General features: G+C 38.0%; 10 protein-coding genes. All 10 read right to left on the bottom strand.

Annotated elements, in window-relative coordinates:
- Positions 1-57: 57 nt before the first annotated feature.
- Entirely contained in the window at positions 58-1,371 is a 1,314-nt protein-coding gene (fahA, locus tag HJP15_RS13450) for a fumarylacetoacetase (protein WP_170173977.1), read from the bottom strand.
- 152 nt (positions 1,372-1,523) lie between these two features.
- Complete coding sequence (hppD, locus tag HJP15_RS13445) at positions 1,524-2,570, bottom strand: 4-hydroxyphenylpyruvate dioxygenase (protein WP_054205112.1); 1,047 nt, start codon at positions 2,568-2,570, stop codon at positions 1,524-1,526.
- A gap of 439 nt (positions 2,571-3,009) precedes the next feature.
- Positions 3,010-4,440 carry a peptide MFS transporter gene (locus HJP15_RS13440; protein WP_054453295.1) on the bottom strand — a complete coding sequence of 477 codons (1,431 nt, stop codon included), beginning with the start codon at positions 4,438-4,440 and terminating at the stop codon, positions 3,010-3,012.
- A gap of 331 nt (positions 4,441-4,771) precedes the next feature.
- On the bottom strand, positions 4,772-5,986 hold the full coding sequence (locus HJP15_RS13435) for a carbohydrate binding domain-containing protein (protein ID WP_152960586.1): 1,215 nt from the start codon (positions 5,984-5,986) through the stop codon (positions 4,772-4,774).
- A 318-nt stretch (positions 5,987-6,304) separates the two neighbouring features.
- On the bottom strand, positions 6,305-10,417 hold the full coding sequence (locus tag HJP15_RS13430) for a poly-gamma-glutamate synthase PgsB (protein WP_249365866.1): 4,113 nt from the start codon (positions 10,415-10,417) through the stop codon (positions 6,305-6,307).
- Position 10,418: 1 nt separating this feature from the next.
- A complete protein-coding gene (locus HJP15_RS13425) occupies positions 10,419-14,723 on the bottom strand; it encodes a hypothetical protein (protein WP_170173976.1) in 4,305 nt (1,434 codons plus the stop codon).
- Positions 14,708-15,472, bottom strand: coding sequence for a hypothetical protein (locus HJP15_RS13420; protein WP_157601494.1), 765 nt, complete (start codon positions 15,470-15,472; stop codon positions 14,708-14,710). Before HJP15_RS13420 ends, HJP15_RS13425 begins: the two co-directional genes overlap by 16 nt.
- Positions 15,456-17,729: a hypothetical protein gene (locus tag HJP15_RS13415; RefSeq protein ID WP_170173975.1), complete on the bottom strand. Its 2,274-nt coding sequence runs from the start codon at positions 17,727-17,729 to the stop codon at positions 15,456-15,458. The genes HJP15_RS13420 and HJP15_RS13415 overlap by 17 nt, the downstream gene beginning before the upstream one ends.
- Positions 17,716-20,832 (bottom strand): poly-gamma-glutamate biosynthesis protein PgsC/CapC, encoded by a 3,117-nt coding sequence (locus HJP15_RS13410; RefSeq protein WP_170173974.1) that lies wholly within the window; start codon positions 20,830-20,832, stop codon positions 17,716-17,718. The genes HJP15_RS13415 and HJP15_RS13410 overlap by 14 nt, the downstream gene beginning before the upstream one ends.
- Positions 20,832-22,817 carry a hypothetical protein gene (locus tag HJP15_RS13405; RefSeq protein ID WP_170173973.1) on the bottom strand — a complete coding sequence of 662 codons (1,986 nt, stop codon included), beginning with the start codon at positions 22,815-22,817 and terminating at the stop codon, positions 20,832-20,834. The genes HJP15_RS13410 and HJP15_RS13405 overlap by 1 nt, the downstream gene beginning before the upstream one ends.
- Positions 22,818-22,827: the final 10 nt, after the last annotated feature.

The raw sequence follows: 22,827 nt of genomic DNA, 5'->3' as shown, positions 1-22,827 counted from the left end.
AACGCTCAAATGAGCGTTTTTTATATTAACCTGATATTAAAAATATTGGCTATTTAATTACTTAGCAGGAAGGATAGTCCCTTCTACTGAGCCAAAACCAATGCGTGCAAAGCCATCAGCTTCACACCAACCACGCATAACAACATTGTCGCCATCTTCTAAAAAGCTGCGTTGCTCGCCATTACTGAGTGTTATTTTTTCTTTGCCGCCACGAGATAACTCAAGCAGTGAACCAGCTTCTTCATGGGTAGGACCAGACTGTGTACCTGATCCAAGCATATCGCCAGGCATAAAGTTACAACCATTTACTGTGTGATGAGTGACCATTTGCGCCACAGTCCAGTATGAGTGTTTAAAGCTTGATTTTGATACTTGAGCAGGAGTATGGCCTTCATCACGCATTTTTTGCGTTTCAATCAATACATCCATTTTAATATCAAAAGCACCAAGCTCACGGTTATGGGTTGATTCTAAGTAATCAAGTGGCTGTGGATCGTTCTCATCGCGTGTCCATGATGTTCTGTAAGGCGCCAGTGCTTCCGTTGTCACAATCCATGGAGATACCGTTGATGCGAAGTTTTTAGCAAGAAACGGCCCAAGAGGCTGGTATTCCCATGCTTGTAAATCACGTGCTGACCAATCATTAAATACGCAGAAGCCAAATACGTGGTTTTCTGCATTTTCAATCGCGATAGCATCACCTAAGTCATTGCCCTTACCTAGGTAAATACCTAGCTCTAGCTCGTAATCAAGACGTTTACATGGGCCAAACGACGGTACTTCAGCATCAGGCGCTTTAGTTTGGCCGTTAGGGCGATGAAAAGTTTGACCTGAAACATCGATTGACGATGAACGACCATGGTAACCAATTGGTACCCATTTGTAGTTCGGTAATAATGGGTTATCAGGGCGGAACAAGCTACCAACCGCAGTTGCGTGGTAAATTGAAGTATAAAAATCTGTGTAATCACCAATGCGACATGGTAATGCGAATTCTATATCAGCTTGTGCGATCAGTGCTTCACTTAATGTAGCTTGTTCTGCTGAGCCTTCACGTAGCGCTTTAGACAGTGCTAAACGAAGTGCTGACCAGTATTGCTGACCTAAACCCATAAATTCATTTAACGTTGCATTACTTGCTGCTGCAACCGCTATTTGCGCGTCACCGCTGAATATTGCTAGCTGGTTTACTTTTGCAAGGTCGATAACTTGGTCGCCAATGGCAACCGCACCACGAAATGCTTCGCTTGAATTTTTACGGCGTACTTCTGCAAACGGTAAGTTTTGAATAGGGAAGTCACAGTTTGTAACATTTGCTGAGGCTACCCAGCTAGTTAAATTTATATCATGGGTTTCGTTAATTAAACTCATTACATTTCCTTTGGTTTAGTCAGTCACGCTTTACAGGGATATGGTGACAAATAGCGCGATTTAAACAGTGAAAATCAGATTGTCATTTATAAAACAGATGAAACGACAAAAAGCAGCGAAATACGCTGCTTTTTAAATTTTAAAAACGGTGTTTATAAAACGCCGCGACGCTCTTGGTCACGCTCGATTGATTCAAACAACGCTTGGAAGTTACCTTCACCAAAGCCACCGTCATCAACACGTTGGATCATTTCAATGAAGATTGGGCCAAATAAGTTCTTAGAGAAAATTTGTAGTAAATAACAATTTTCACTTTGGCTATCAACAAGGATTTGGTGCTGGCGAATTTTTTCTTTATCTTCAGCAACCCACGGTACACGGTCAAAAATAGTGTCGTAGTACTCAGGGATAATATCTAAAGTCGCGATTGTTGATTTATCAAGTTTATCAAGCGAGCTTACTAAGTCATCAGTTAGAAACGCTAAATGCTGAACGCCTGGGCCGTTGTATTCACCAAGGTATTCATCAATTTGGTTGTTATCACTGCCTTTACCTTCATTAATAGGGATAGAGAAGGTGCCACATGGTGATTTAAGTGCATACGAGATCAAGGCTGTTTTTTGACCTTTAATGTCAAAGTAGCGAACTTCTGTAAAACCAAATACGTTTTTGTAGAAGTTAGCCCATGTTTCCATAGTGCCTTTGTAAACATTATTAGTTAAATGGTCGATGCGGATAAAGCCTTTGTCATCAACAATGTTTTGTTCACTTAGATCTTCAAAGTCTTGCTCATAAATAGAGCCTTTATCGCCAAATTGTTCAATGAAGTAAATTAAGCTGTCGCCAATGCCGTAAATAGCAGGGTATGGTAAATCTTTATGCGTTGAATCAGTCGCTGGTTTTGCACCGCGCTCTACTGCTGTTTCAAATGCTTTTTGTGCATTTTCTACACGCCAACCCATTGAGCAAATTGCTGGACCATGGCTTTTAGCGAACTCAGCTGAGAAGCCATCGCGCTCATTATTTAGTAAAAAGTTAATATCGTTTTGGTTGTAATAAACAATATCTTTACCTTTAAAGGTCTTTAATTTTGAAAAACCAAAATCGGTAAATACTTTATCCATGTAATCTGCATCAGGTGTTGCGTATTCAGTAAACTCGATACCAACTAAACCTAAAGGGTTATTTACTTCACTCATTTTAATTCTCCCGCAATAAGCACTGCGTCTTGTTGTATTTAATACAGCAGATGATTAACCATAAATGCGATTAGGGGAAGAGCCGCTATTTATTTAGCTTTGCGAGCAATTGTAAAATAAAAGATACAGTTCCTTTTCGGGGGAGGTTAATGTAGGTTAAAACGCATTCTGTATAGAGCACAATAATCTATAAAAGTAATAAATCCTTGTTGTTGAGCTTATAGAAAAGCCATGTTATTTATTAAAGTTGTTATTTTACATGGTTTTATTAATGATTCACAGAGAATGAACGCGCAGGGTGGATTTAAGATATAACACTATTTGGGATGGTAATAACGATGCGGTTGTGTACTTATTTATTTACATCATTCATATTTTATTGCCCTTAAGTAAAAACGGCACTTATGTAAGTGCCGTTTTTAAATTTATAACGTATCGATTACTGCTTATCAGCTACAACTTCAAGTTCTTCAGCTAAGATATGCTCTTGTGTATGCGGTTCATGTTGACCTTCAGCACCGTGCATCCACTTAACTAACTTATCGCTTAGTAAGTACATGATCACAGCTGAAATAACCGCTGTAGCGCCAAGACCAATGAAAATACCTAGTGCATTATCGAGAGCTTCTTCGCCTTCACCTAAGAATGAACCAACAAAGCCTGCAATCTTATTGGCAACAGCGGTACATAAGAACCAAATACCCATTAGCATTGATGCTAAACGCAGTGGTGCCAGTTTACTTACCATTGATAAGCCAATTGGCGATAAACATAACTCACCCAACGTATGGAATAAGTAGAATAACACTAACCACATCATACTGATTTGTAATGGTTCACCTTCACCTTGGCTTAATAAAGCTAAAATCATAGTCACAAAACCAAGTGCTAAGAAAATTAAAGCAATGGCGAATTTGATTGGCGAGTCAGGTTCACGCTTATCAAGTTTCAACCAAATAATGGCAACCATAGGTGCAAAAACGATAATGAAAATAGAGTTTAATGATTGGAACCATGATGCAGGAATTTCAAAATCAAAAAGCATACGATCAGTATAATCATTTGCAAATAAGTTCATTAAGCCGCCGGCTTGCTCAAAACCCATCCAGAAAATGATACTAAATACACTCATAGTGAAAATAACTTTAATACGGTCAGTTTCAACTTTAGTTAGAGGCTCTTTGGTGTTTGAGTTTGACTGTGCTTGCGCAATTTTTACTGCCGGCTCGACACCGATATTGCCTAAGTATTTATTGCTTAGCATAACTTGCATTGCTACAGAGATAAGCATACCAATACCAGCTACGATGAAGCCATATTGCCAACCCATTGACGCTGCCGCATAACCCGCAACTAATGGACCAAGTGCACCACCAATATTAATACCCATATAGAAGATAGTGAACGCGCCATCACGACGTTGATCGCCTTCTTGATATAAATCACCAACCATAGTTGAGATATTTGGTTTGAATAAACCATTACCCAAACATAATAAGGCAAGGCCAAGATAGAAAATATTCTCTTCTTGTCCTGCCAACATATCATGAGGAATACCCATGGTAAAATGACCTGCAGCCATCAATAAACCACCAATTACGATAGCTTTACGTTGTCCAAGCACGTTATCGGCTAACCAACCACCAAACAGTGGCGTAATATAAACAGCCATTGTAAATGTACCGTATAGGCTTAAGGCGTCTGCATTACTCCAACCAAAGCCACCATCTTGTACAATTGCTACTAGATACAGAACCAAAATGGCACGCATGCCATAATAACCAAAACGTTCCCACATTTCTGTGCCGAACAACAGGAATAACCCCTTAGGATGCCCTAAAAAATCACCTGCCTTAGGTAATGAACTCATATTTAATTCCTAACTTAATGTTTGTTATAACGGCCTTATTTTTGCTTTGATCGTTCCGTGCTTAAGGCACTGTTTGAACGGGTGGCCGTGAATATTATTGTAATGCAGCTAAGGTAATGGTTTGCTAACTGAGTTATTACTCAGAGGTAAGAGTCACACCCTTATCCTAGCTGCAATCGCGGATCAGTATACATACCATGGTTTACTAGGGGAAGTGTTACACGTTGAAGAACATGCGTATAAAGTTAAATTGTATAGACAAGTATTTACTTGTATTTTTATAGAAACAAAAAAGCCAGTCATTGACTGGCTTTTAAAGTAGATTCAGCGATTAGTTGCAGTAGTTGCTATCAACAAATGTTAAATCATTAACGTGTGAAGGGCCATCCATTACAAATGTCGCTACAGCTGTATTTTGGTTCAGCATAAAGATTTTAGCATTTTCACCTTTAACACGACCAGATACATAAATACTACCATCAGCGGCGATTGCGATACCTGACGCTTGGTCAACACCATGTTCACCGATTAAAGATAACGCTAACGAACCTTGGTCAACAGTATAAAGTGCTTTACCTGTTAGTACGTATAGAATGTTGTTATCAGCAGAGTAAGCAATATCACCATCAGCAAACGAGTCACCAGGGAAAGATAATTTGCCTAGTACTGTTTTATCACCCGTCGCTATATCGAAATCGTACATGTATGTCTTACTTGTTGCACGCAATGATAAGCCATCAGCATTCATTGCAGAACGATAGATTGGGTATGAATTAGTTGCAGTAACTAAAGCTTGAGTATTATCAGCAAGATTGAGTGATAAAACCTGAGACTCTTTAGTCGACTTATCTAACTGTTCCATGAAGTACAACACGCCATTGTGAGATGCAATGTTTGATGCTGTATTTGATAAACCGGCAACAGTAGAGTAGGTATTATTTTGTGTATCAAAGTGATAAACAAACCCATCTTCGTTAGAGCCAAAGTTATTGATGCCATATAAACCAGAAGCACATGATGTTGTTACTTGTACATCATCAATAAATCCACCAACAGAATCGGATGCACCTGCGCCAACAAATTTTAACTCAGTTGCTGTAGAACTCGCTTTTACAGTGTAAGTAAATTTTGTCCAGCCTTTGGTTGTAGCATTAAGCGTATCTAGTAACTCACCGTCCCAATATACTTCGGCTTTATTTGTTGTTTCATTACCATTTACACGGGCTGAGTAATAAAAGCTCACTTCATAGTTATGATCTTCTTCGGTAGCAAGAGTTTGAAATGCACTGTAGTTAGCTGTTGAATCAAGCTCGATGTATTTAGAGCCGTCTTGAGCTGTTACGATATTTAGTGCAGACGTTTGAATTTCAAAATTTGCATTAGCCGAACGTTGCCATCCTGGTAATTCATTTAATAGGCTCCATGAACCAGAAAATGCAGCAGTGTCTTCAAATGAACCATTAGCAACTAAGTTAGTGCTAGCCATTGTGAAACTAGATGCAAGTAATAAAGGTAAAGCTGCAAGCTTAAAGACTGAGTTTTTCATAATTCTTCTCCTACCAGATCATTACATCTGATTATGTTAACAGGATGTTTAACTTAATATGATACTATTGTGCTATATTTTATGGCATTGGTCAAATGCTGAGCATGAATATTATTGCGTTAATGGAGATTAAAAACAGGCAACAGTACAACAATCATTTTGAAACAGTGAGTTAGAAAAATAAAATAAAGAATAAAAAAATAATATTTTTTTATTCTTTATTTTTAGCAAGTTACATTGCTAGTAAGTAAGTTTAATAGCATATACAAACCCTAGTACTAAAAGGTTTGTACATGAGTAGAGGTGATGAAATAGCGGTTATTTTTTACTGCTATTAGAAAATGACAGCCATCCAGGCTTTTGATTGCGGTTGAGCTTACCAAGTACCTCAATCGCTTTTTCAAGCGTAATACGTTTTGATGCAATATCTTTATAAACCTGATTGGCAACTTTTTTACGCTTCACGGCGGCTCCAGCATCAAGGAATGACTCTGCGACTTGAGTTGCAAAGCGAGTAATCCGGTTTTTTTGTACAGACTCCGTATTTTCATATTCTCGATGCGAGTAGTTTTCTAAACGTTCACTAATATGAAGTAGCTCAGCTTGGCTGTATTCATTTTGTGCATGATGCATTTGCTTTATACGGCTCAATGAATCGTGTAGATAAGCATGCTCTAACTGGCTAAACTTTGTGATTAAAGATAAACGAGTCAGCGTCTTTTTAAATTGCTCTGCTGTGCTATCAGGGTTTAGCAAGGTCGTTATACTATCGTGAATGCGTTGCCACTGTTGCCAGCTATATACGTAGCCTAAACCAGCTCCTTTGATATTTTGCATGCCAATAACAACTTGGTGACAATATGGCCTAGCTAAAGATGAAAGTTTAAATGTTAGCTCATCAGGCGTAACTTGCGGGTTATCTACAAGTACACACTTAGTTTTGACAAGGGTAATCAGTATTTTTTGTAATTCAGCTTGATTCGCTTTTAAGTCGGTTAATAAAGGCGAAATATTTTGATAGCTTAAATAGTGATTGAATACATCGTGTATATTCAACCGCTGCTGTGGGCTGAGCGTTAGTGCTTGAACTGTTAACCAGTCATCAAATTGCTGCAACTGTTTCATATTTATGAACATTGAAGCAGAACAATCAAAATTAAGTGCGTGGCTTAAAACTAACGCCAATGATTCTGCATCTTTAATACAATGAAGTTGTGAACATAACGATTCAAATTCTTGTAAATCATCATTGTTGATGATTCTAATTATCCGTTCTTCAAATGCTTGTAGGTAATAACTATAAAAACCATCAACATTTGTGCCTATAACGACCATTTTATCAAATGGTAGATCTTCAGCGAGAATATGTGCAAAAACTTTTGAACGAGCTACACGGTCATTGCGATTATTTATTAGCGCTATGGTTTGTTTGCTTGGATCATGGCTTAAGCTAAATAAATCTAAGCGACGCCAGTTTTCTAATGTTGCCAAGCGTTCATTTGCAGACATGCTATTGATAAAAGACATTGTAAAATTTTCAAACGGAGCTGGGCAAAAATGTTGTAAAACTCCAATATCAGGAATGATACGTTGCGCAGTTTCTTTAAACACAAAGTTTTTATCTAAACCTATGTGCTCGGCCATCTTACATACTAAAGCAATATTATCAGGGTGTTCTTCATACGGATATAAAGCACGTATATCCGGGGTTATCTGGTAGCCATCACCCCAATGTACTTGGATCAGACTGGCTTGCTTACTTATCGCGTCTTTTTCTAATACAGGCATCATTGTTTGTTCACTTGTGAAAACCTGACTTTTTGGTGCTATAAAGTTGGCCATCTCTTTTGCAACATCAATGCCTGTTGGCCCTAATATGTCTTCGTGATCAGGGTATGCATTCGTTATTGTTGAAAAGTTATCTTGCATCCATTGACGTAAAATTTTTACATAGCGTGGTGTTAAGCCCATGCATTCCCATAAAAAAACGTCAGCTTTGACATTTTTTGCGAAATGTAAGACGTCACTTTGCTCCCAAATGCTCGCTTTATCAAATGGACGAAATAAAGGCACCTCAAATTGCTCTCCATTTGAACGAGCGTAAATTAATGTAGCCTCACAACCGGTTGTTTTGGTAATTACTTTAAGTGCTAAACTACTAAAAAGTGCTGCTTTTAAGCGCTCAGTTCCTGATTTACCACGGGTTCCCCAGCCACCAATACTAACCGGGATTGCTTTACGATCAGATCGAATACGCTGACTTACATGAATATGACGGCCCCAAAAGTAAACCATAAAACCGATAACAAAGAATATGAGTTGGCCAATACTGTTTTGATAAATTGAGTAAAGGTATTCTTTAAAGTTTAGCCATATGTTTACAAGCAGTGGCGATATACTGAGCTTTTTATAGAGTTTACTTATGTTTTCTTCAACCTGAAATTGACAGCCTAACTGCTGACCATATGCTTTAAATTCAAAAACAAAGCCATGCTTTTCTAAAGCTCTTAAGTAATTATCTTGCTCTATGTCATTACCTTTACGCTGAGCATCTAAGCTATCAAAGTGTGTAGATAACCATAAATAAGTTTTAATGCGTTTAAATAAAGACTTTGGCGGCTGGACACACAAAATTCCATCTGGAGTATATGTTTTGGCTGCTTGTTTTAAATTATCTTGGCTTAATACCGAAAGTAAAAAATCAGGAAGTGGCAGGTGAGGGCGAGCTGAGTGTTCTACAGCATCAAATAATGGTTCTCCTGGTACATCGGTCGCACTGATCTCAGCAACGGTACAGCTTGGAATGTGCATAAATGCAGATGGCTTACGTGCTTTACTGTGGTTAAAGCTTTGGCGCTTATCTGAGCTTGGGTTGCGCCACTCGTGCATAAAACGCCACAAACGAAACGCATATTTATAACCATTATTAATGTGCCATGAGTGACCACGGCTACTAACGTTAAAGGCTTCATTCTGTTGGGCTTTACGACTTAATAAACGCCCTAATAATTCTTCATCAATATCTTCATGTTTGAGTGTTGAGACTGCAGATAGCGGTAACGTTTGATCTAATTCAGCCATAATATTTTGATGTTGAAAGGCAACAAGTTGCTCTCTGGTCCGCGTTATATAACGGCGAATTGCAATATTAGGTTCTGTGGTTAATTGCGCGTTTAAACATTCGATGAATACAGTGAATACCGCATCAGGTTCAGCCGTTTCAAGTTGTTGGTTAAGCATAATACGTGCAGTTAATTCAAGCGTTAGACGTTTTATCGCTATACTTTCTTTGGCATTTAATAACTGCTTCCATAAATTAAATGCAAAATTATCATTGCATAAGCGAGGGTGGCTAAGCTGTTTTACTAATGTAAAGCGAACTGAATCAAGGCTTTCAGCTTTTAATCGAGCAGTTAATAATTCTTCTTGGAATGATAATTCGTAGCTAGATGACTGCTCAATAACACTTTGCCGTACACGAGGGTACTCATGTTCAGCTAGTTGTAAAAGCAAACTTTCACATGTTGGTGTTAATTTGATTTGGCTTGTTAATATTTTAGCAAATGCAGCTAAGGTGAATAACTTGATCTCGTAAGTTAACGATTCCTCAGTTTCATCATTAATGAACTGTTCCATATAGACGCGTAGGTAAGTGGGGCGTTGATGGATTAAAATTTCTAAAATATCTAATCGTGCTAGATGAGGTGTGTGGCTATTCTCTAGTGCCAATACTAAAGTTTCAATGAGGCTTGCGCTAAGTTCTGGTGCGCCGTTATAGGTGTGGATAAGCTGAACTTGATTAGCCAGAGCGCGATAAAGTGCATTCTTTACATGTTCATTGTCAGTTTTTGACAATAACAATAAAAAGAAGCTTTCTAAATCTAATGTTTGCCATGCTTTTTCAATATTGTTAGAAAATGATCTTAAATAACGATTACTTAAATCCCCCAGTTTGCCGATTAAAAACTTTAAAGTCTGTTCAATTTCGGCAACTTTATCTTGATAGCGATTAATAACCGCTCCCTCATCAAACCAACGTGAGAAAGCAAGTTTATCTAAGCTTAATTGCTTTGGTGTTCCACCGAGTTGCTTTGCATAATCAAGGATATGAAACTCGCGTTCGGCACTCATTTCAGCGTGGCTTAATCGTTCTATAAAGAGAGAGTATCCGGCATCTAACTTTTGTAAGCTCTGTTGTTTTTTCTCAATTTGGTGGCGCAAGAAGGCAATAGCTTGACGCAGCAGCCATGCATCTAAATCTTCATTTTCTGGGATGTTTTGGATCAACTCCCAATCAGCTAAATCATCGACTAACTGTAAGTATTTTTGGCGATACAGATCGAGCCAAAAGTTAGCAATATCGGCAAATAATAAATGTTCTAAGTGCTTTTTAAGTTCGCTGTGGGTCATCTGTTTCTCAACTGTGGCCATATTAATTTTGCTCTAAAAAGTGATTGAGTTGCAGCGACTCAAAAATAATTTCGTCATGAGAGAAAACCTCAAAACCAGTGCTATCAAGGTTACCCGTAGAAAATTCTAAACTGATATTATGGTCATTTCTAAACCAGTCTTGATCCCAACGTAATTTAACCCAACCTTGTGATAGGCTTCCAAGTGGAACCTGTTTACGCCAGCCAAGACTCGTGATGTATTGCCAGGTATTATTTGGTCTGTGTTTATCAGCAAATTTATAATAACTGGTAAGTCCTGCTTGAAAAATATGGCCTTGATAGTATTGAGTCCACGATGTCCCAAAGCGCAAGCTGTCTAGGCTGGTCCAATCAGAATTAGATGTGCTACCCGCTAAGAAGTTAAAATAGCTATCAACCCATGGCTGATAACGGTATTGATATTCGCCACGCCAACCGTATGGGTGATCTTCGCGATAGAAACTATAAATATCAGAGCTTAGAGTTGGATCAAGTAATAAATCATCTATATTTGCACTGCTATAGTTATAGAAGGGGCTTACTTGCCATTGATGACGATGACTTTCATCTATGCGCCAAATTTGACCAACCTGTACAGAGGTACTGACACTATATTGGCTATCAGCCCCTTGTGTTGATGGCTGCCACCGCGTTTTTAATGCGCTATCGACGTACCAAGGGCTGTCATGATCTTGCCAAGAGTGATACATATCAACTGCTATTGTATCTTTATCGCTTTCGCTTATTGAGTAACTTAGATCGAGACGATACCAATTCTCATCGCTGATTAAACGAAAACGCGCGCCAACATCAATGTTATTTTGCGTTGCTATATCTTCACTGGATTCAAATATACCGCGGCGATCATAATTTATAAAAGCCTGCCAACTAAGATCATCTGGAGAAAAACGTGCGACTTCAGTTTGTAGCGATTTTTCAGACTCAGGCAGTTGATAAACAATCGACTGTTTTTCAACTTTTGTCGGCGCTTTATAATTCGATATTTTATGATTGCTTTTACTCAGCTGCCATGTATAAAGACGGACGTATTTGAGCTTATCAGTACTCACTTCAACTTTCCCAGCAGGATGGAAAAATGTACGCTCGGTACGCTGAGCAACTTGTTCCTCACCAATGTTTAACTGCATTTGCTCAAGCTTAACTAGCCTATCTGCAGGTAATTTCGCTATCAAATGTGCATCAGGCAATACGGTATAAAACAACAGGTTGTTTGCAAGCGGGAGATCCTGCCATGTATTATCACGGTACTCTTGTGCATTTACTGTCATAATTTGTGAAAGGTAAGGGTTGAGCCAGCGTAATGAGATCACACTGTCATTTAACTCTGATTTATTAAAGCCAAAAGAAGTGATTTTATCGGGTTGCACAGACCATGTTTTTTCTGAATCACCTAAGTTTAGCGCCACGTTAGCAATATTACCTTGAGATAACTCTGCCGACGAAAAGTTAAAGTTTAGTCTAAGTTGTTGCGAGCGTGTCTGGCTTAGATCTATATACATACTATGTAAAGGACGCAGCACTAAGCCGTTATTAAATCCTTCTTGACTACTTGCACGAGCGAGCTGGTCGCTATAACTTGCTTGACTTAATGAGTCTACAGCGATTAGTTGCGTACCTGCAAAATCCTCATATTCAGGTACGGCTTCCCACTCACCGTAGCTTTGTACACGTGAATATAAAGACTCCAGTTCGATAGGCAAACTCAAAGCATGTACTTTGGCGAGCACTTGTGTGAACTCGTTTATGCTTAATGTTTTTTCAGCTAATTTGAATAACGTATTATTTAAAAGGCTCTTTAAATCCACACTAGAGTCATACAGCAATGACATAAATGGTGTCTGCCAATAGTGAGGGGTTGCCATGTTTTGATAGTTAAAGCTAGTTACTAACGGCGCAGGAATTACTTTGTAAGTGACAAACGTAGGGTGATCACTGGTTAACCTGATCGATTCACCAACCTTTAGAGTGAGTAAACTTTCTGAGGCGATAGACAATAATTCACCGCTGTTTTTTAAAGCGGTGGTAGAACTAACGTCAGAAAATATAGGCAATAAAGACTGCTGCTTACCCTGACTGGTGTATAACCAGCTCATTTTATATTGCCCATTTTGAACACTTTCACTTCGAGCTCGCAATGCAATTGTCATTGGCTGATTTACAGCTTTAAATGTTATTCCTTGCGTGCGGGTAACCGTAAAAGCTTGGAATATAGCAGCAGAACTCGTTAATGTTTGCTGTCCACTATGCTCAACGCCATAAATAAGTTGTTGCTGTGTTTGCGTGTTATTGTAATCACGCCAGTTAAGACGTTTAAAGCTACTGTTTAATTCATCATCGGCCGTTAAGTCATGGCTGAGCCATAATGCAAATAAGTTCTTTTGCTGCTTGATAGCTAAATCAATGGTTATGTTACGACATGCAGGTAGTTCAGTGAGTGCATTAGCGCATAAACCTTGTAGTTTATAATCTTGCCCTAACGCTTGGTATTGTTTAAGGAGTTCGCCACCGGCATAGTGTTTTAATGCTGGTTTATCACTGCTTTTAAATAGGCCCTCAAGGTAACTTTTAGCTAAAATGGTTCTGCCTTGCTTGATCAATATAGCAATGCGTAATTGCCATGCTTTAATTGCAATTTCAACGCTAGGGACTGAGACTAATTTTTTAGTAACTAGCAGTGCTTGCAGTGGATCTGTTTTGGCTAAATACTGCGCTTCTCCAAGCTGGTGCTGCCAATGCATCGAATCAAATGATGTAAAGCTATTAGGTTCAAGTACAGGGTTATAAGGGACTAGTGTTGATAAAAACTCGTCTCCTGCTTGTGTTAGCTGCTGCTTTATTAAAGAGTCTATAATCTTACTTTTTGTTGTTAGCAGACCAGGCTGTGCATACAGTAGTTCGTTATTTGGTAAATCTAACAATCTATCACTTTGTAACACATACTCAATAGGGTGTCTTTGCTGCTGCAAATTTTGAATACTGATGCCAGATGCTGTCAGTGGTATATTTAATTCAAAAGTTGCAAAGTTCTCACTTTTTAATAAATTTAACTGCCATTGTTGGTTACCACTTTTCACTAACAGTTGAGTATCAACTTCACTTCTTGCATGGAAAGTAATAGTTTGCTTCACTCGTTGTTTTGCATCGAGAGAGAAAAAGTGTTTTTGATGTGCCAGTTGATGAACTTGTGCATACTCTTCGGTTAAAATTGGGTAGCCAATATCGTCAACTAAGCGTACGCCGCTTAGACTATCAAAGTGTTTAAAGTAACTTGTGAAACTATCACTTTCATTTGATAGTGGGAGTAGGTAGTCAGATGTACTGATTGTTTTGAGTAGATCTAGATAACGACGTTGAGCCAATAAGTCACTATGGCGATAAACTTGCGGGTCGAGAAGTGATAGATCACGCTGCTGATAAATTTGTGTTAGCGTATTGTTTAGATTATTAACCCAGTATGGTTGAAATAACGCCTCTTGTTGTTTATCCATAGCAAGGTCGTCGTATATAGCGCGATGGTTCTGCTCAAGTTTAATATATGCGTCAGTTTCGCTTTTTAGTGTTAAATATTCACCTTTACCCACTGCGAGGTATTCAGTGTTAGCTAACCCAATGTGTGGCTTGTGAAACTCACTTGCACGACTAGCTAAAACGCCGACGATAGCAGCTGGCTGGTCATTAATATAAGCATATACTTTACCGTTAATATCTTTATTTAATAGGTCTTTTCGAACAGTTATTTTTAGTTTTTTTGCGTTTTGAAAAAACAGCTTTACGGTATCCCCGGCTTTAAAATGGTAATAGTGTTCGACATTTTGGCCGTAACGCAAACGAGTTGCTTGCCTTGGCAGTTTTATTGCACGACGAAAGCTATCTTTATGTCTATTTTTTTCACCGACCATGACTGACAGGTATTCAGCGTCATCAAGATGATTTGATATTTTTATTACGCGATTATACGAGGTGCTTGGTAACTGACATTTATCTTGTTCACAAATAAAATCGCGTCGTTGGTTAAGTCTTTGCTGTGCTATTTGACTTGTGCCAGAACTATAAATAAATGAGCTAAATGTATCATTTTCAAGTTCGAGCCATTGACCTTTTTCAAGCCATAAATAATGACTCTGTTTTGCCTCGAAATACATATTCTGCTGTTGTTGAGCGAGCAATAACTTAGGCTGAACGTTCAACCAATATGGGGATTTTAAAATATTATCATTGCTGGCTAAGCTTAATGAGCTAACCATCAATAACAAACTAGAGATTAAAGCAACTATAGCGTAATGCATGTGTTAAATTGACTCATTAAAGTTGGCTGTTTTATAAGGCGAGCGCGCAATGTATTGCTTAGCTCAATATGAAAAAAATGACTGTTGCGTGGCGCTACAGTATTTAATATGTTTTTAGTGCCCCCTAACTCTTTCACTTCAATAGGATAAATAACGCTATTCAAGTGCAGCTTTTGTACTAAGCATTGGCTCATTTGTTTAATTTTATCGTTAGGGTACTTATTTCCTCTACTGATTATCACATCAGCATTGAGAGCTTCTTTAGTGCGTCGTTTGGCGGCATCAAAACCATGAATTTGGTAAATAGTAAATGTGTCTACTGTTTGGCTATAAACATCAATAAATGCATTTGTTGTACTGTAGCGATACTTCCCCAAATCTGTTTTCTGACCTTTCAAATTAAGTGTGTTCCTGTGAACTGTATTTGCTAAAAAAACTTGGCAGTGTTCAAAAAGTGCCAGTGCAATACGATAAGTATGGATATCATAAAAACGGTGCGGAGCATAGGCAACACATTGCTTGCCAGATGCTTTGAATTTTACTTCCCCTCCTGCCGCCAGTTTATCATTAGTAGTGATAGTAACGGGCTGAGTGATAGTAAAATCAGCATAAACTACATTCGAACTTGCTAACCAAGTACTAAGTTGTTTTTTTAAACTAGCATAATTATCAGGTTCTTTGGCGTATGTTGAAAAGCTCATAGCCAGAAGTGTGACGAATGGGAATAGGGTATTATAAAGAGTCATCATTCCACCACCTGACTTTTACTTCTTCCTTAGAGTATTCTTCTAAGACAGCAACCCAAACATCTTTATCTGTAGTGACTCGAATGCTGTGTATTGCTTGTATATCCGCCGTAATTTGATTTGTAATGGCTGGGTATGAATATAGACGGCTATCTTTTGGGTGTATTAAAAAGGCCTCACTTAAGCTACTTGGTAGTAATCTGTAGCGCTTTTTAGCAATGCTATATTCTTCTTTTAGACCACTAAAATATTTTGCGTGCTGTGATAAATTCAAAACGACATCGTCATTTTCTTTGTTACTATAAATTTTAACCACAACACTTTTCGGGCGTAATGTGGGGTAGTTTAAAGTAACCGCTTTATTGGCAGTTAATTTATATAGCCTTTGTTTTATCCAAGGACGCTCGCCTTGCCAGTTTTGATAAATGGTTTTTGAGTTGTCTTCAACGCGTGCTAATTGCTCAAAATCTGTGTCTTTTAAATCAATTTCTTTCGCTGTATTTTTGTTTAGTTGATAAATAATACTTGCCGGTGTTGTACTTTTTATATTGGTTGATTTTTGAATTAGTTGTTTGTTATTCATTTTTGCAAAGTGAAATTGAGATGGCTCTGTTGGCTCCAAAAAGTATTTATCAGGACTATATACAAGAGCAACATTTGATAAACTAAGTTGTTTTGAAAGATCACTAGATTGATAAAAGGTGTCTTTTTGTTCTATTTCAGGTGGAGCTGCAAACACACGAATATTTACCAGCATCTCTTTTTCACTAAATATATAGTGATTACTTGCTTGTTGTTCATACCAAGCCGCTATGTTATGAAACGTCTCATCTTCAAAACAATTCAAATGACATACCGTACGTTGATAGTTAAACAGGCTATTACGAGATTTTATTCTCACTAATGCGTCATGCTTTGAGTTTATTTTGATAGCTGCAGCATTTTTCCCAACACGTAAGTAAAAGGTTTTAGCTTGTGCTACTTGCTGGCGTTGTGTGCTGTCTAAAATTACTCGATCGAATGCAGATATTCCACCATCATAGTACACTTCGAAGTCATCAATAACTTGGTTCGACTGATCAAGCACAGAAACTGTAACTGCGTTGCGTGTTGCTGATCTTAATTCAATTGCTAGATCGCTGTTAGGTTCAACATCGTAGCGTGCGCTCATTGGTTCGCTTATCAAATAATAGCTATCTTGTGCTGTCGTCAACTCTTGTTGAGAGACAAGTGACCAAGTAGTTAATAGCGGTTCTTGGCTACAAATAGTAACTAGACCAGCAGCCAGTGGTTCAGTTGTAAAAGAGAGTGGTTTATTAGCACCTTGTTCAACAACCACTCGTTTTGGTGGTAAATACTGATTTAAGTCGTACCACGTTAGGATAGGAGTAATGGCTGCACTTTTTGTGAAATGCAGGGTATCAGGTTCACCTAAGGTAATACTCGCACACAAAGATGCGTCGGTATAATAGTCACCTAAATTTAATTGCTGGCTCGAGAAATCATAAGTTACAACATTGTACGGTAATGTTTCGTATAAAATATCTGATTTGAAATCAATGCTAGGTATCCCTTGTGGGGCAAGCTTAAGCCATGAGTAAGTAACGGCATTTGATATCTCTTTCATGGATAACGCATTGGCACCAATGCTGTGATATTCTGTGGCGCGCTCTCTTCGTTCTAAAGGTAATTTAAGCCACGTACTGTTCTTATCTTGATTGTCATTAAGTGTTTTAGCATGTACTCGAACAACCACTCCCATCACCTGAGTATCTTCAGGGATAAGCTTTAGGGAAATGGCTGCAACATTTTTAAGCTGCTCAGGGCTAATGTAAAATGACTGTCCTGATGCAACGGTAAGGGCTTGGCGATCTTCAATTATTTGTTTTACTTGAAACTCATTTTCTAACGGAGTGAGCTTTGATGCATGATGATAAATATGTGAACTGATAACCTGCTTTTGTTGATCAATAAACGCATATTCAATTGCGTAATTTACTGGTTTATCAAGACTTAACTGTTGTGCAAAAATAGCATTTGATAAGACTCTAATCGAATGTGTTCTTGATGGTGAAAAAGAAAAAACAAGCGATTTATCGCTACTTAACCATTGCACATTCGAACGAGTTTCATCTTCAGAGCGAATACTTGTTGGCTCTGCTGAGCCTAACCAAATATATAAACTAAATCCAGAAAACCCAATACCAACTAAAAGAGGAAGCAAGATAAGTAATTTTAAGAGTTGCTTAATATATTGCATACGCACCCTCACTCATCATAGTGTTAAAACGTTTTTGGTCAGTTAATCTATTTGTAACTGGGTTGAAGATGGCCAATAACTTACCTTGTTGTTTAATTGCTAATGCGTATTCTTTACGCCCTTCAAACTCAATCGTTTGAAGTTGGCAGCTTGTTAATTGAGCACACATTTGTGCTAACACCGTTAAGTTTTGTGAGCTGGAATAACGCTGGATAGTATGAGTGAAATCATTTTTTAACTGAGGTGTTAACGTTTTCCAATCAGCGGGTGATAGTGTTGTTATGTTCATCACTTTTACTGTTGGCTCGTTAGAAATAGCTAATAAACGCTGGACTAAACTTTGTTGATTCACAGAAAATTGTTGCTTAAAGTCAGAAGCTAACCATAGGGTTGCAAGCTCACTATTTGGAGCAAATAGCTGATACCCTGATTGTGGCGAAGTGCCGAGCTCTAAACCTCGAGTAACAGTTTGACCATGTACTACTTGATAGCTTACAGCAAGATTTTTTAAATTAGTATCAAGCGTATTAAGTAGATTTTGATGAGTCCCATTTGAATGTGTAAATTGAAAGGCCAACGCAGTTGGTCTTATCCAAGATGGTGCGCTGTGACTTCTTAACTGTAAATTCAATATAACGTCATTAGCAGCAAATCGTAAATAACTCTGATGCACTACATTAAATAATGAATCAACATTATTTGGCGCTAAAACATTTGCTTTTGGATGAGCGTAAGGGTGCGCACCGGCTATTAGTAGATGTTCGGCTTTACTGTTGGCAAATAATTGCGCCGCAAATTTCAGTGTATTACTTTCAAAAATAGGTCGCGGGACTGCAATATTTAATTGCTCGCTATTGTTTAGGTTTAATATGTAAAACCCTTGACCATGCTTAGTCGCGGGGCTGTTCGGCTGCGGCGCGATGACTAAAAAACGCCCTTGCTGATTGGTAAGAAGTGTAAGCTCATAACCTAGCAACCTAGTCGTGGCATTAATTTGGTTTAGTTGGTTAATGGTGTCCTCATCAATATTTTGACCCGCTAAATCTACTTTAATACGGTACAAAGGACGAAGAATTTCAAACTCCCAAAGTGCAGCTTGGTTAACCGACAGAGGGAGATAGTCGCCACTACCTTTAGCTGTAATATAGTGTGAATTAAAATCAACAACGTCAGTGAGAGATTGCTCCGAGTAGTTAATTGCATTTTCTGCATCGAGCTCATTATCGCGAGAGATGTTAGACAATAATGTTGTGTAATTATCACTGTTAAGAAAGGCTTCAAACAATTGACCGTCAAAGCCATTTTGAGGCAACGAAGTGCTTGTTGCTTGTCCAAAGAATGTTTCCTCGTACCCTAGTAGTTGTTGAATTAAGCGCTGACTTAAAGAACTTGGCAGTTGGTTGTAAATCCAATATTGGCTTGTTGCACCTATGGTTGTTTTTGCTAACAGGCGGCTTGTTCTTGCATTTACTTCTCGCACTTGAAACAGTTGTTCTATATCCATAGCCTCAATAAAGGCAAGATAGTAGGGGCTTTGCTCATTGTTATGTGAAAGTTCAGCACTAGGTGTTGAACTTGTACCAAAGACTAATGCGCTACTGCTGAAATGAGAAAAAATAAGACCAGCAGAATCACTTGCTAAGCTTTCAGATGTGGGGAAGGGGACCGTCACAATAAAGCCAGATTTTGGCTGTCGGGAGATGACGAATAAACCTCTTTGTGATGTTTTTCGGGCATCGCGGATATATATATACTTTTCATCAAACTGCAGTTGAAAATCTAGCTTAGCGAGCATTTGCTCTACTTTAGCTAAGTTTTCAGATGAGTCTGGTGCTTTATTTATTTCATAAATAGCTTGTTTAAACTTGGTTTTATTTTGACTTGCTTGATAGCTACTTATTTCGATTGGCCCCTTATTTTCTGTGTATAAGTAGCTCTTATATTCACTAATTTGTTGGTTTAAAGTGCTTATCTTTTGATTTGCAGAAAGTTCTTTAATACCTGTATCTACAAATAATGAAGGGACAAACATGATGATGAACCCAATCACAATCGCAAGTGCTCCCCCTATTATAGAGGTTTGAAAAGTTGCGCGGATCACTAATCCTAAGGCGCTCTTTTGATATATTTTAAGCGCTAATAAGGTTGAGAGCATATAACCAAAGGCAAACGCATCTGTTACTTTTACTTCGGGGTAATAATGAACTAAGAAATAATTTAGAAGTAGTTTATAAATAAATCCAATATTGAAGAAAAACAACAGTAAACGAGCACCTTCTATATTGGCATTACGCAAGCGAGTAAAATTCAATAGAGATGCGCCAATAATCAAAATAATGGCGGTTTCAGCAAATGAGGTGAGTAATTTTGTTGGCTGCATTAATTGCAATGCAAGTAATGCAGGAAGCATTATACCATTGAATTCCCAGCCATATTTAATATTGGCGCGAGAGGCGATAAAGGCTGTAATGACCAATATGATATAGGCCTTAGGCGCTGCTATAATTGACGCCGCTACGGCCTCATACATAATCGCCAAGTTGGCAATACTAAAGTTAGTCATTGGCATTAATGCAAAACGCACCAATAAGAAGGTAATTACAAGTTGGACAATAGTGACCTTCATGCCATATTTAAAGCCGCCATTCCACATTACATTCGCTGTTAGCGCAATGATAACTAAACCAAGGGAATAGAGCTGTGAAGAGTAATCAAAGGTGATATCCCAGCCGCTCAATACACCTGCGATAAGTGGCCAAAATAACGTATCCATGACAACACGTACAAGAATACTTATGAGTATGATGGCAAAAAATCGATCTCGACCGAACATTTCAGCATAGCCAAAGCGTTCCATGATGTATTTAGCAAAAAATAGCATAATGCCATATACAACGATGGCTTCAATTAAAATTACGGCTGCAGAGGTGGGGCTGACGATCAGTAATGGAACTAAATAACCTGGTACTACTAAGCCCGTTAAGGGAAAGCCAAATCGTAAATTTAGAAAACAAACAACAGTAATACCAATCCAAACAGTGGTAATTACTGACTGACCAAGTCCGCCACCAGCAGGAAAGAGCTGTAAAATAAAATCGCCCACTAGTTAGTTTGCTCCGCTAAACTTTGCATATAACACTTTTGTTGTTCATTTATCGAGTCACATAATTGTTTACTGTTGGGCATTTTTTCTATGAAAAAGGCAAGATCGATAAATTCAAACAAAATGCCAGACACTTGAAAAGGTTCCCCAGATGCACTTTGCACATTGGCTGAATCCATTGCTCTAACATTTAAAATATACGTTTTATTATCAAGGTGTGCCTCGAGATAGATGTCACCTTTTTGTAATGTAATAAAACGCAGTTTTCCTTTAGCAGCTTCAAGGTCAAGATCTGTCACTAAACATAATAAATCCAGAGCGGTCATTTCAAATATTGAAAACTGATGTTTTGTTGCTAGTTTTTCTAATGATTGGTTGATTTGTACTACTTGGCCAAACAAGTTAAACAATACCGTCGCTGAGCGTATATTGTTGAAAACATGTTCTAAAGTCGTTAGCTTTTGCTCCATCTCGGCAATTGATACTTTTACTTGTTGGCTTAAAGGTTCTTTAAGGCGCAAAGTTAATAACTGAGAAAGCACGCTATTATTTGCATCTGTTTGCGATTCAAAAATACGATAATGAAATAGTAACTCGCCAATTTGAGCTGCGAACGCATTTACATTTTTTTCAAATGCTTGCTGATTAAAATTTTCATCTGGGGTTACAGTCATAGCCCAAAAACCACGTACATCACCAGCATAAATTAATGGCACAATATATTGGACTTCACCGTCTTCAATGTTTTCAAAAAAAGGTCTGTCGATAGGGATTACGCCAAATGCTTTTAAGGCTTCAGAGTAGGGCTCTCGCTTATAGTCTCGGCGCATTTCTTTAATATCGCTCAACTGACAGTTCACCGCTCTAATTTCGCTTAGTCTATGGTCACCTTCTTTGCGGGCCAGAAATATAGATTTGTTTAATGCGAGTTGTTGATTGACCAAGCGGATAATGGCATCCCATGGGCTACTTTGTAAGGTAAATGATTTTGGCAGATAACGGCCAGCCATCTTTTGCTGAATATTACCTATCAGGCTGATTAATTGACTATCTTCGTTTAGTTTCCTGACCAAAATCACCCACAGTAGAGAAAACAGAGTAAGGATGCTCATTTGACCAACAGGTAAAAATAGTTGTTGTAGAATCAATGTGAAATAGCCAAGAGTAAACCAACTAGCTATAAGGGTTAAAACTAAAAATATGCTGTAATTTATTGAGAGCTTTTGAAATGCAAATAAAAGTAAAAACGCAATAGCTAGTAACAAAAATGTACTTTGTAGTTTCGAAAGCATGACCACAGCATTGTTCTTATTTAGCGTATCTGCAATATAAGCTGTTAGTAATAAATAATTAGATGAGTGTTGTAGTTTTGGCGCATTAAGCGTTACCCCTAATCCCACATTTTTTTGGCCAATAATCACAACCTTCTCTTCTAACTGGCTTGCCATTATATCCATAGTCATCAAGCGTGTTGCTGTAAACTTAGGTAAAGCCGAAGGAGATAACGAAAAATTTATTAGTAAATTATTGTCTAAATCAATATCACTAAATAATGCTGGCCACACAGGTTTGCATAAACTTTTAGACATAGCTACTAATTCAACGTTATAGCCTGACCAATCAGAAATAGCTGGCAGACAATATGCGTTATTAGGGTGAGGATAAAATACCTTTTGTTCAGGTCCTTGTCCTTCAGACTTAAAGTAGCTTAACTGCTCATTTGCGAGTACAACAACAGCTTTTGGATTATATGTTAATAGTTGCTCAACTAAAACATTATGATCACGGCTCAAATGCTCACTTTCTATAATAACGACATTACTTTTTTGGCTGTGCGTTAGCTGTGCTAAGTTACTGTAAAAAAAAGCATTGGCTGAATGAAACAATGATAATGTATTTGCTACTATTACAATAATAAATAAACTTAAAATTAGCCAGAATGTTCGTTGGTTCTTTAATAGAAAAAATTGTTGTTTAAAAGCCACTATAAATCCT

Origin of the sequence: Pseudoalteromonas sp. NEC-BIFX-2020_002 (assembly GCF_013002825.1) — a bacterium.
Classification (GTDB): domain Bacteria; phylum Pseudomonadota; class Gammaproteobacteria; order Enterobacterales; family Alteromonadaceae; genus Pseudoalteromonas; species Pseudoalteromonas neustonica.
The sequence above is the reverse complement of the archived record's forward strand: the minus strand, read 5'-3'. Positions and strand labels throughout refer to the sequence as shown.

Coding starts and splice junctions, on each gene's coding strand:
- fahA (WP_170173977.1), bottom strand. CDS start 1,371: ATGAGTTTAATTAACGAAACCCATGATATAAATTTAACTAGCTGGGTA.
- hppD (WP_054205112.1), bottom strand. CDS start 2,570: ATGAGTGAAGTAAATAACCCTTTAGGTTTAGTTGGTATCGAGTTTACT.
- HJP15_RS13435 (WP_152960586.1), bottom strand. CDS start 5,986: ATGAAAAACTCAGTCTTTAAGCTTGCAGCTTTACCTTTATTACTTGCA.
- HJP15_RS13415 (WP_170173975.1), bottom strand. CDS start 17,729: ATGCAATATATTAAGCAACTCTTAAAATTACTTATCTTGCTTCCTCTT.
- HJP15_RS13440 (WP_054453295.1), bottom strand. CDS start 4,440: ATGAGTTCATTACCTAAGGCAGGTGATTTTTTAGGGCATCCTAAGGGG.
- HJP15_RS13425 (WP_170173976.1), bottom strand. CDS start 14,723: ATGCATTACGCTATAGTTGCTTTAATCTCTAGTTTGTTATTGATGGTT.
- HJP15_RS13430 (WP_249365866.1), bottom strand. CDS start 10,417: ATGGCCACAGTTGAGAAACAGATGACCCACAGCGAACTTAAAAAGCAC.
- HJP15_RS13420 (WP_157601494.1), bottom strand. CDS start 15,472: ATGATGACTCTTTATAATACCCTATTCCCATTCGTCACACTTCTGGCT.